General features: G+C 43.0%; 10 protein-coding genes. 9 read left to right on the top strand and 1 reads right to left on the bottom strand.

The annotated features are described in order from the left end of the window. Positions 1-6 precede the first annotated feature (6 nt). Positions 7-1,242, top strand: coding sequence for a sensor histidine kinase (locus AO498_RS00740; RefSeq protein WP_067542341.1), 1,236 nt, complete (start codon positions 7-9; stop codon positions 1,240-1,242). A gap of 168 nt (positions 1,243-1,410) precedes the next feature. Next, positions 1,411-2,991: a peptide chain release factor 3 gene (locus tag AO498_RS00735; RefSeq protein ID WP_067542338.1), complete on the top strand. Its 1,581-nt coding sequence runs from the start codon at positions 1,411-1,413 to the stop codon at positions 2,989-2,991. Positions 2,992-3,033: 42 nt separating this feature from the next. Here the strand turns inward: AO498_RS00735 and ade are convergent, their stop codons facing one another. Beyond that, on the bottom strand, positions 3,034-4,656 hold the full coding sequence (gene ade / locus AO498_RS00730) for an adenine deaminase (protein WP_067542335.1): 1,623 nt from the start codon (positions 4,654-4,656) through the stop codon (positions 3,034-3,036). Positions 4,657-4,786: 130 nt separating this feature from the next. Between ade and cmk the strand changes: the two genes are divergently transcribed. From cmk to nqrE, 7 genes are all read left to right on the top strand, one after another. After that, complete coding sequence (gene cmk, locus AO498_RS00725; protein WP_067542332.1) at positions 4,787-5,470, top strand: (d)CMP kinase; 684 nt, start codon at positions 4,787-4,789, stop codon at positions 5,468-5,470. A gap of 4 nt (positions 5,471-5,474) precedes the next feature. Beyond that, positions 5,475-6,371 (top strand): 4-hydroxy-3-methylbut-2-enyl diphosphate reductase, encoded by an 897-nt coding sequence (locus AO498_RS00720; protein ID WP_067542330.1) that lies wholly within the window; start codon positions 5,475-5,477, stop codon positions 6,369-6,371. Positions 6,372-6,505: 134 nt separating this feature from the next. Further along, positions 6,506-7,855 (top strand): Na(+)-translocating NADH-quinone reductase subunit A, encoded by a 1,350-nt coding sequence (locus tag AO498_RS00715; protein WP_067542327.1) that lies wholly within the window; start codon positions 6,506-6,508, stop codon positions 7,853-7,855. A gap of 3 nt (positions 7,856-7,858) precedes the next feature. Further along, positions 7,859-9,058 (top strand): NADH:ubiquinone reductase (Na(+)-transporting) subunit B, encoded by a 1,200-nt coding sequence (locus AO498_RS00710; RefSeq protein WP_067542324.1) that lies wholly within the window; start codon positions 7,859-7,861, stop codon positions 9,056-9,058. Next, positions 9,045-9,797 carry an NADH:ubiquinone reductase (Na(+)-transporting) subunit C gene (nqrC, locus tag AO498_RS00705; protein WP_067542321.1) on the top strand — a complete coding sequence of 251 codons (753 nt, stop codon included), beginning with the start codon at positions 9,045-9,047 and terminating at the stop codon, positions 9,795-9,797. The genes AO498_RS00710 and nqrC overlap by 14 nt, the downstream gene beginning before the upstream one ends. Positions 9,798-9,820: 23 nt before the next feature. After that, positions 9,821-10,504: an NADH:ubiquinone reductase (Na(+)-transporting) subunit D gene (locus AO498_RS00700; protein ID WP_067542318.1), complete on the top strand. Its 684-nt coding sequence runs from the start codon at positions 9,821-9,823 to the stop codon at positions 10,502-10,504. A gap of 14 nt (positions 10,505-10,518) precedes the next feature. Then, positions 10,519-11,130, top strand: coding sequence for an NADH:ubiquinone reductase (Na(+)-transporting) subunit E (gene nqrE, locus AO498_RS00695; protein WP_067542315.1), 612 nt, complete (start codon positions 10,519-10,521; stop codon positions 11,128-11,130). The last annotated feature ends 90 nt before the right edge of the window (positions 11,131-11,220 follow it).

Genomic DNA, 11,220 nt, shown 5'->3' with positions numbered 1-11,220 from the left:
AATTTCATGAAAGCCCGATTCCAGGATCTTACATCAATCGATTTTTATCAGAATAAAAAACAAGTGAAATGGCTGGTTTTTTTAGTCTCATTTCTGATTGGTACTGGATCCATTTGGTATACCAATAATCTCGTCTCTGAGCTTCGAGAAAGGGAAAACCGTCAAATTCAACTTTTATCCTCAGCACTGGAATATGCCGCGACTACTTCAGAAAATCTAACTTTTATCAATCAAGAGATTATCCAACAAAACCATTCCATTCCCATAATTATGGTGGATTCGGAAGGGACTCCTTTGGAGTTTCGGAATATCACATTTAAAAAAAATGCTTCCTCTAGCGATTCTTTAAAGACCTTGGAAAAGGAGCTGCAGGAAATGCAGGAGGAATACGACCCCATTACCTTACAAGAAGCGGACGTTCGGGTCTTTTATAGGAATTCAGAATTACTCACTAACCTTCGATTTTATCCTTATATCCAGCTTGCTGTCATATTGGTTTTTGGGGCTTTGGCTTATGCCCTTTTTAATCAAAGCAAAATTGCTGAGCAAAACCGTGTTTGGGCTGGATTGACTAAAGAAACTGCTCATCAACTCGGAACTCCTATTGCATCCTTGATGGCTTGGATTGACTATTTAAGAAATTCTCCCGTTTGGGAAGAAAACAAGGAAATCATCCAAGAAATGGATAAAGATGTGGTGAAGTTACGTATGGTCACCGAACGATTTAGCAGCATCGGAAGCAAGCCAGTTATTCAGCCAGAAAATCTCTACCAAGTCATCGAAGAAACAATTTCCTATTTGAGACCAAGGATTTCTACCAAAGTAGATCTTTCGATACACAGCGATGCTAAAGATCTTGATGCCTTAATGAATAAGCCACTTTTTGAATGGGTCATTGAAAACATTTGTAAAAATGCAGTGGATGCCATGAAAGGAAAGGGATCCATTAGGATTGAAATTCTACAGGACAGTGACAAATATGTCATCGTGGATATTACCGATACTGGGAAAGGCATTGAAAAGAAGAACTTTAAAAAAGTGTTTTATCCCGGGTTTTCCACTCGTCAGCGAGGATGGGGATTAGGGTTAACCTTAGCCAAGCGAATTGTCGAGGGGTATCATGGAGGAAAGATTTTTGTCAAAAACTCCGAGCTAGGAAAAGGAACCACGTTCCGAATTATGCTCTTGGGCAATCTTGAAGATGCTTCGCAGTTTATCACCGAGGGGATTTTAGAGTATTGAGAATTACGATTTTTGAATTACGATTTACGACAGGATAAAGAACCTCAGCCCGTATTCTCCAAGGTTCAGTTTTGTGTTGAATGATTGAAGTTCATTTAGCACTCGTAAATCGTAAATCTGAATTCATAAATCCATTTTCTTACCTTTGCCCCCTGAATTTTACTACCCATGAGTTTGACAGAGGAAATCAAAAAGCGGAGAACGTTTGCCATCATTGCTCACCCGGATGCGGGAAAGACCACTTTGACTGAAAAGTTGCTCCTTTTTGGCGGTGCTATCCAGACTGCAGGTGCAGTCAAATCCAACAAAATTGACACAGCCACCAAATCCGACTGGATGGAAATCGAAAAGCAGCGGGGTATTTCCGTAGCAACCTCGGTTATGGGTTTTGAATACAAGGATGTCAAAATCAACCTTCTAGATACGCCCGGCCACCAGGACTTTGCCGAGGATACGTATCGTACGTTGACTGCTGTGGATTCGGTGATCATGGTCATTGACTGCGTGAAAGGCGTCGAGATTCAGACTGAAAAATTGATGGAAGTCTGCCGAATGCGAAATACTCCTGTGATTTGCTTTATCAATAAACTGGATCGGGAAGGTCGTGATCCATACGATTTGCTTGACGAAGTGGAGGAAAAATTGAATATCAAAGTCCGTCCACTTTCCTGGCCAATCGGGATGGGTAAAGGCTTCAAAGGGGTGTATAATCTGTACGAGAAAAAGCTTAACCTTTTTACACCTTCTCAGCGCAAGCTCAGCGACGACCGTCAGGTGTTTGAAAATCTGGATGATCCTCAGCTTGATACCTTAATCGGCCCTGGGAATGCCAGCCAGCTTCGAGAGGATGTAGATCTGATCGAAGGAGTATATCCGGATTTTGATGTAAAAGATTATCTGGAAGGAAAAATAGCTCCCGTATTTTTCGGCTCTGCAGTCAACAACTTCGGGGTCAATGAAATGCTTGATACCTTCATCAAAATCGCTCCAACCCCAAAGAGTCGGGATACCGATGTGCGGGAAGTAAATCCTGAAGAGTCCAAATTCTCCGGGTTTGTCTTTAAGATTCACGCAAACATGGATCCCAATCACCGAAACCGCATTGCCTTCTTACGAATCTGCTCGGGAACTTTTGAGCGGAATAAGCCATACAATCATGTTCGTGGACCTAAGCCACTTCGATTTTCCAACGTGACTCAGTTTATGGCCCAAGACAAGGAAATCATTGATGAGGCTTTTCCAGGGGATATTGTAGGTCTTTACGATACGGGAAATCTAAAAATCGGAGACACCCTGACCGAGGGAGAAAATATGGTGTTCACCGGGATTCCGAGCTTTTCTCCGGAGATCTTCCGAGAGGTGGTCAATAAGGATGCGATGAAAACCAAGCAATTGGAAAAAGGACTGAAGCAATTGATGGAGGAAGGGGTAGCACAATTGTTCACCTTTGAAATGGGCCAGCGAAAAGTGGTCGGAACGGTCGGTCAGCTTCAATTTGAAGTAATTCAGTTCCGACTGAAAAACGAATACAACGCCACCGTGGAGTTTCACCCGATGAACCTATACAAGGCCTGCTGGATCAGCTGCAAGGACAAAAAGCAATTGGATGAATTTGTCCGCTCAAAAAATCGCTATATCGCACGGGACAAAGACGACAAGCTGGTCTTTATGGCCGAGTCCAAGTCTTGGCTGCAAATGGTGCAGGATAACTACCCCGAGATCGAGTTCCACTTTACTTCGGAGTTTTAAACTCATCAACCCTCCAAGGGTTTCAATCCCTTGGAGGGTTATTTATTGAAATACCTCGACAAACTCAAACCTCTTTCCATCAAACAATCCTTTATCACTCAGTTTCAAATCTGGAATTACCAGCAAGGCCATAAAGCTCAGAGTCATAAAGGGAGAATTCAGGGTGGAGCCCATTTCCTTAGCCATTCGGTCGATTCGGGTATAGGCTTCAGCCACCTGATAGCCGTCTTCAGGAGACATGATCCCTCCTACGGGTAGCGGGAGCACTTCCTCTTTTTCTCCCGAAACTGCCGAAATCCCGCCTTTTGCTTCGATCAGGAGATTCACCGATCTGCAGATAGACTCGTCATCGATTCCCACGGCAATGATATTATGAGAGTCATGACCCACGGAGGAAGCGATGGCTCCGGTTTTTAACCCGAAGTTTTTGATAAAGGCCCCAGCAGGAGGAGCGTCCTGATAGCGGTTGACCACGGTGATTTTCAGAATGTCTTTTTCCGGATTGGATTCCGCAAAGCCATCCCGGATCAAAATTTCCCCTTCGATCTCAGGCGTAATCAGTTGCCCGTCCAAGGCTTCGATGACTAGAACTTTTGTGCTAGATGCAGATAATTGAAAATCTTCTGGCCTTTTGAGTGAGGTGTTGAAATTATTGATGACCTCATTGTTGATTCGGGGAATCAGTGTCTTTCCGTTTTCGGCTACTTTTTGTCCCGTTACATAGGTGGCGAGCACTTCAAACTTTTCCAAATCTTTTACCAAAATAAAATCAGCAGGATCTCCTTCTAGGACTTGACCTACCGGTAAAGAATAGTGGGCAATCGGATTGAGGCAAGCTGCTTTAAGCACGTCAAACACGTCTTTTCCCTTGGCGATTGCTCGGGCGGCGAGTTCATTGATATGACTGATGGCCAGATTGTCGGGATGCTTATCGTCAGAGCATAACATGATCATTTCCGGATACTCATCGATAAGGCCAATGAGTGCCTCGAAGTTTTTGGCAGCCGAACCTTCCCGAATTGAGATTTTCATTCCGAGTTTGATTTTACCAAGCGCTTCCTCGGAGGTAAAGCACTCGTGATCTGTGCTTGGCCCTGCGGACACATATTTTTCTGCCAGTTCTCCCATCAGGCCGGGCGCGTGTCCGTCGATGGGTTTGCCGTATTTTTTTGAAATTCGGATCTTCTCCATCACGAGTGGATCTCGATGGACTGTTCCGGGCCAGTTCATCATCTCAGCGAGGTAGAGGATTTCAGAACGGCTCATCAAATTTTCAATATCATCGGCATTGATTTCGCCGCCTGCTGTCTCAAAAGGAGTAGCCGGAACACAGGAAGGGGCTCCAAAGAAAAAGTGAAAGGGCACCTGTTTGCCATTTTCGATCATGTATTCTACGCCTTGCATGCCACAAACATTGGCTATTTCATGTGGATCGGAGATGGTTGCTACAGTTCCATGCACCACTGCAAGTCGGGCAAATTCGGAAGGAACCAACATGGAAGACTCTACATGGACATGTGCATCAATGAAACCAGGCATAATAAATGGAAGGCTGGAATTTTCCTCAATAGGTCGAATTGATTGAATCTTTCCTGAGTTGAATTCGATCTCCACCGGTGTGATTTTTCTGGCTTCGATTTGGACTAATTTTCCCTGAAGTTTCATGTGTAAAAATGTTAGAAATCAATGAATTTGAAGCATCATTCCCCAAGGATCAAATTCCATTTTTGGGCAAGGATTGGATTAAAACTACTATATTTGGCGAAAATTATAAGCCAACCCAACAAAGGTTTTAATGGGCAAAATTGTCATCGCAATAGATGGGTACTCCGGCTGCGGCAAGAGTTCGACTGCCAAAGCTGTAGCTAAAGCACTGGGCTATACTTACATTGACTCTGGAGCAATGTATAGGGCAGCTACCCTTCATTTTTTGAATCATTATCTTTCTCCATCCGTACCACAAGAGGTAGATAAGGCATTGAAAACTCTGGATATTTCATTTCAAATTAATCCCGATACTTTACGCCAAGAGACCTATCTCAATGGGTTATTGGTGGAAGATGAAATTCGGGCAATGCGAGTATCAGAGCGCGTGAGCGAAGTAGCTGCAGTAAAAGAAATTCGAAAGGCGTTGGTTGCACAACAACAGAAATTAGGGAAACACAAGGGGGTGGTCATGGATGGAAGAGATATCGGTTCTGTAGTTTTTCCTGAAGCTGAGCTTAAAGTTTTCATGACCGCTGATTTGGAGACTCGGGCAGCGAGGCGACAACAAGAATTATTGGAAAAAGGGGATATGGTGGATTTAAAGGAAATCCAAACCAATCTTTCTGAACGGGATCGCATCGATTCTTCTCGTGCAGAAAGTCCTCTGATCAAAATGAATGATGCGGTAGAAATAGATACAACAAACCTGACTTTTGAAGAACAAGTGGCACAGATCGTGCACCTTGCCCAAAAAGCCATCGAAAAAGAGTAGGATTATGCAGGTGACCATTGATAAAAATTCGGGATACTGTTTTGGAGTAGAGTTTGCCATTAAAATGGCAGAAGATGAAATGGAAAACAGTGACCAATTGTATTGTTTGGGAGATATTGTCCATAACGATATGGAGGTCAAAAGGCTCCGGGAGAAGGGTCTTGTGGTGATTGATCGAGAGCAATTGCAAGAGTTAAATGATTGTAAGGTGCTGATTCGTGCGCATGGCGAACCGCCTGAGACCTATAAAACAGCCATTAAAAATAACATTGAGCTGATTGACGCTTCTTGTCCTGTGGTACTCAAATTGCAACATCGAGTTAAGACCGCCTTTGATAAAATGGAACGGGATAATGGGCAAATCGTCATTTATGGGAAAAAAGGTCACGCAGAAGTGATCGGTTTAACCGGGCAAACTTTAGAGAAAGCGATCGTGGTCATGGAGGATGCAGATTTGGAAAAAATTGATTTCAGTCGTCCTGTCACGCTTTTCAGCCAAACTACAAAAAGCACCAAAGGCTTCTACGAACTTTCCCAAAAAATAGAAGAACGAATCAAGGCCGCCAAGGGCGAGCTCACTGCGCTAGATTTCAATGCAAATGATTCGATTTGTCGGCAAGTTTCCAACCGGGAGCCTCAGCTACAAAAGTTTGCACAGGAGAATGATGTGATCCTTTTTGTATCTGGGAAAAAAAGCTCTAATGGAAAGGCGTTATACCAAGTTTGTCTGAGTGAAAATCCACGAAGTTATTTTGTGGAAAGCGAAACAGAAGTGGACCCAACGTGGTTTCACCCCCAAGATCGAGTTGGAATTTGCGGAGCTACTTCTACCCCGATGTGGCTAATGGAGCAAGTGAAAGCCCATGTGGAATCTATGGAAGAAAAACTTCTGGAGGCCTAGTTTCACTGCTGATTTTCACCGCCTGTCCGCTTTATCAAAAGTTCGAACAATTAATGTGACTTTGGCTCCATTTCAAAAGGTTTTTCTTTAGATTTGGGGCGTTTTTCAAAACGCACCTAGTTCAAAAAACTGATATGTCTAAAATAGTCAAGCTTAAGAAGGGATTTGACCTTAAGCTCGCCGGTAAAGCTCCTTTGGAGCATATTAACCTGCCAGCAGTCCAGACCTTCGCTATTAAGCCAACGGATTTTCCGGGGATTCAACGCCCCAAAGTCCTTGTGAACGAAGGAGATACCGTAAAAGCCGGTACTCCCATCCTGATCGACAAAGCAATGGATCAGGTCATCTACGCAGCTCCAGTTTCCGGCGAAATCGTGGAAATTAAGCGAGGCGAAAAGAGAAAACTCCTAGAAATCAAAATTTTGGCTGACCAAACCATTTCCTACGAGGAATTTGGAAAGATCGACCTGAATCAAGATCGGGATGCTCTAGCCGCTAAGCTCGCAAGCTGTGGTGTATGGCCAAATGTCATCCAAAGGCCATTTGGTGTTGTGGCAAATCCTGCCGAAACCCCAAGAGCTATCTTTATCTCTGGATTTGATTCTCACCCATTAGCTCCGGATTTCGGGTTTACACTTGCCGGCGAAGAGAACTATTTCCAAGCTGGAATTGATGCACTTGCGAAATTGACCTCAGGAAAAGTTCATCTTTCTGTAGATGGATCCAAGTCTGTTCCTTCGATTTACTCAGGCATTAAAAATGCCGAAATTCATCAGTTTTCAGGACCGCACCCAGCAGGCAACGTAGGAACTCAAATCCACCATATCGCTCCAATTAACAAAGGAGAATTGGTTTGGACTGTAACCCCAATTGGGGTAGTTCAGATTGGTAAAGCAGTGTTAGAAGGCGTTTATGATGCTTCTAAAGTGATTGTTTTGACTGGTTCTGAATTGACCAAGACAGGATATGTGAAGACTTTCGTTGGAGCGAACGTTTCTTCCTTCGTGAAGGGCAACCTTAATTCTGGTCACGTGAGAGTGATTTCTGGAAATGTGTTGACTGGAGAGAAGGTTCCAATGGAAGGCTACATGGGTTTCTATCATAACCAAGTAACTGTAATTCCTGAGGGAGATTACGAGGAATTCTTGGGCTGGTTAAAGCCATCTTCTGCCAAACTAAGCTTCCATAAGGCTATTGGAATGCTCTCTTTCCTCAATAAAGGAGAATTTAAAGTGGATACTAATACCCATGGTGAAGAAAGACCATTTGTGGTAACAGGGGTGTTTGAAAAAGTAATGCCTATGGATATTCTTCCTACCTATTTGTTCAAAGCAATCATTTCAGAAGATTTTGACGAAATGGAAGAGTTAGGACTTTATGAATTGGTGGAGGAAGATGTTGCCCTTTGCGAATTTGTCGATCCTTCGAAGAATGACTTACAGGGGTTGGTTAGAAATGGGATTGAATTATTAATGTACAGTTAAGATATGAAGGCGCTACAGAATCTCTTCGACAGTATTAAACCAAACTTCGAAAAAGGTGGCAAATGGGAGAAATTCCACACACTTTACGAAGGACATAGAACAATTGCTTTTGCACCTGACTTGGTGACTAAAGCGAAGGGAGCTCAAATTAAAGATGCTACCGATCTAAAGCGAATCATGATCACTGTGGTGATCGCGATGGTACCGGCATTGCTTTTCGGTATTTTAAACATTGGTCATCAACATTTCATCGCCACTGGTGAAGGTTCAACTTGGGTGGATCAAGCGATCTTTGGAGCTCTTGCAGTTCTCCCTACCTTGATCGTTTCCTATGCCGTAGGTCTTGCGACCGAATTCACATTCTGTGTGATTCGTAATCATCCGGTCTCTGAGGGATACCTTGTGTCTGGGATGTTAATTGCATTGGTGATGCCTCCATTTATTCCTTTGTGGCAAGTAGCCCTAGCGACCATTTTCGCTGTGGTTATTGGTAAAGAAGTTTTTGGTGGAACAGGAATGAATATCCTGAACGTAGCCATGACCGCTCGTGCTTTCCTTTATTTTGCGTATCCAGCACAGATTTCAGGTGATCAAGTTTGGACATATCTAGGCGATAAGGCTGCTGTGGATGGATTTTCAGGAGCTACTGCTTTAGGCGTTGCCTATGGTGCTAGTGTAGAAGGAACTCCAGTAGCGGAAGCTCTGGCTACACACAATGCTTCATTGGGTGGAGATTTCAGTTTTATGAACATGTTCATGGGTTGGATTCCAGGTTCAATCGGTGAGACCTCAACCTTGATGGCATTGGTAGGTGCTGTGATTCTAGTCGCTACAGGAGTAGCAAGCTGGAAGATTATTGTAGGAGGATTTAGTGGTGCTTATGTGATGGGTCTTGTCATGAATGCGCTTGCTGTTAATGAATACATGGCGATGCCAGCCCACTATCACTTAGTTATGGGAGGCTTGGCATTTGGTGTTGTATTTATGGCGACTGATCCTGTTTCTGCAGCGCAAACTGAGCTTGGGAAATGGATTTATGGGATTTTGATCGGAGTACTTACTGTAATCATCCGTGTGACCAACCCAGCTTACCCTGAAGGAATCATGCTTGCAGTTCTGTTTATGAACGTGATGGCTCCTTTGATCGATTATTATGTAGTAAAAGCTAACAAAACAAGGAGGTTACAACGTGCAACAGTCTAATACCTATATTATCGTCTTTTCGGTTGTATTGACGGTAATTCTTGGATTACTTCTTTCGGGCACAGCCCAAGTTTTAGGTCCTTGGCAGCAGGAAGCGATTGCTTTGGATAAGAAAAAGCAAATTCTTGGTGCAGTAATCAGTGCTGAAGAGATTGGTGCTATGAGCCCAGAGCAAATTAACCAGTTCTATACTTCTCGAATTTCTTCTAACGTAGTAGATATCACAGGTAAAGAGATCTCTGGAGTGGAAGCTGAGAAAGTTGAAATTGCTAAAGATTACAAAAAACCAGCGGATCAGCGTCAGTATCCAGTTTTCATGTTTCATGCAGAAGGAAACCCTGATGATGTAGAATCTTATATTTTCCCACTTTATGGAGCGGGTCTTTGGGATGCGATTTGGGGATACATTGCATTGGAAACTGATATGAATACCATTGCAGGTATAACTTTAGCTCACGCTGGAGAAACTCCAGGTTTGGGTGCCCGAATCACTGAAGGTGATGTTCAGGCAAGATTCGTTGGAAAAAAGATATTTGACGAATCTGGAGCCTTGGTAGCCGTTCAAATGCAAAAGGGCGAGGGAAAAGATTACTCCTCTGATGATCATAAAGTCGACGGAATGTCCGGTGCAACTATTACGGGCAGCGGTGTAAATAATATGCTTAAGGCGTATTTAGGACATTATGAGTCTTATATCAAATCGAAGTCGTCAAACCAGGCTTTGGCTGGTCTTAATTAATTTTCAACTCAAAGTATTGACAAATGAGTACTGAAACTGTAGAAAAAGCCCTTGTAAAAAAGCCGGCTGAACCACTTTTCTCAAAGAGAAGAAAAAAATTAGTCACTGATCCCTTGATCGACGATAACCCGATTACGATTCAAGTATTGGGAATTTGCTCTGCATTGGCTGTGACTACCCAGATGAAGCCAACTTTGGTTATGGCTATCTCCGTAATTTTCGTTGTTGCCATGTCAAACTTTGTGATTTCGGTCATGCGTAATACGATCCCAAGCCGAGTTCGTATTATCGTGCAGCTTGCTGTAGTAGCAACCTTGGTTACTCTGGTATCCGAAGTATTGAAGGCTTTTGCTTACGATATGTATAAAGAACTTTCCGTATTTATCGGATTGATCATCACCAACTGTATTGTTATGGGACGTCTTGAAGCTTTTGCTTTGGGAAATAAGCCATATGATTCAGTTTTGGATGGTTTGGGTTCTGCAATGGGTTACTCTTGGATCATTTTGACTGTAGCTTTCTTTAGAGAACTATGGGGATCTGGTTCTGTATTTGGTATCCCGGTTTTCGAATATATCTCAAGCCTTTTTGGACCTGATTTCAAATTGGCTACTAATGGCCTAATGGTAACGCCTGTTGGAGCTTTCATCATCCTTGGATTGATCGTTTGGGTACAGCGTACCAAAACAGGTTATGTAGAACACTAAAAACACCTAGAAAAATGGAATTATTTAGCTTAGGAATTCGGTCGATCTTTATCGACAACATGATTTTCGCCTACTTCTTGGGAATGTGTTCTTTCTTGGCCGTTTCGAAGAAAGTAAGCACCGCTTTAGGTCTAGGAGCTGCAGTAGTATTCGTATTAGCTGTAACTACGCCTGTAAACTGGCTTTTAAATGAATTTGTCCTCAAAGAAGGAGCTCTTACTTGGGCGAGTGAGGATTTGGCATCTATTGATCTTTCTTTCCTTCGATTTATCATGTTCATTGCGATTATTGCCGCAATGGTACAATTGGTTGAAATGATTGTTGAGAAATTTGCTCCTGCTTTATACGGTCAATTGGGGATCTTCCTTCCCTTGATTGCTGTAAACTGTGCGATTCTTGGAGGCTCTCTTTTCATGGCTCAGCGTGATTATACTTTGGCTGAATCTGCTGTTTACGGATTCGGTTCAGGAGTTGGATTCATGTTAGCAATCGTCGCTCTAGCAGCGATTAGAGAGCGTTTGAAGTATTCTCATGTTCCTAACGGGTTGAAAGGTTTGGGTATTACCATGCTCTTGACTGGTTTGATGGGAATAGCTTTCATGTCTTTCATGGGCATCGATCTTTAAAAAATAAATTTAGATGAAAGGCTCTGGGGGATGACCTCAGAGCCTTTTTCTTTTTTAGCGGTAACTGAATTTAGGTTTTGTTGGGTAATT

Source organism: Algoriphagus sanaruensis (assembly GCF_001593605.1).
GTDB classification, from domain to species: domain Bacteria; phylum Bacteroidota; class Bacteroidia; order Cytophagales; family Cyclobacteriaceae; genus Algoriphagus; species Algoriphagus sanaruensis.
This window is presented reverse-complemented; position numbering and strand designations above follow the sequence as displayed.

Bases quoted from the DNA above. Each gene is read 5' to 3' on its own strand.
- AO498_RS00715 (WP_067542327.1), top strand. From the start codon at position 6,506: ATGTCTAAAATAGTCAAGCTTAAGAAGGGATTTGACCTTAAGCTCGCC.
- cmk (WP_067542332.1), top strand. From the start codon at position 4,787: ATGGGCAAAATTGTCATCGCAATAGATGGGTACTCCGGCTGCGGCAAG.
- AO498_RS00740 (WP_067542341.1), top strand. From the start codon at position 7: ATGAAAGCCCGATTCCAGGATCTTACATCAATCGATTTTTATCAGAAT.
- ade (WP_067542335.1), bottom strand. From the start codon at position 4,656: ATGAAACTTCAGGGAAAATTAGTCCAAATCGAAGCCAGAAAAATCACA.
- AO498_RS00710 (WP_067542324.1), top strand. From the start codon at position 7,859: ATGAAGGCGCTACAGAATCTCTTCGACAGTATTAAACCAAACTTCGAA.
- AO498_RS00700 (WP_067542318.1), top strand. From the start codon at position 9,821: ATGAGTACTGAAACTGTAGAAAAAGCCCTTGTAAAAAAGCCGGCTGAA.
- AO498_RS00720 (WP_067542330.1), top strand. From the start codon at position 5,475: ATGCAGGTGACCATTGATAAAAATTCGGGATACTGTTTTGGAGTAGAG.
- AO498_RS00735 (WP_067542338.1), top strand. From the start codon at position 1,411: ATGAGTTTGACAGAGGAAATCAAAAAGCGGAGAACGTTTGCCATCATT.
- nqrE (WP_067542315.1), top strand. From the start codon at position 10,519: ATGGAATTATTTAGCTTAGGAATTCGGTCGATCTTTATCGACAACATG.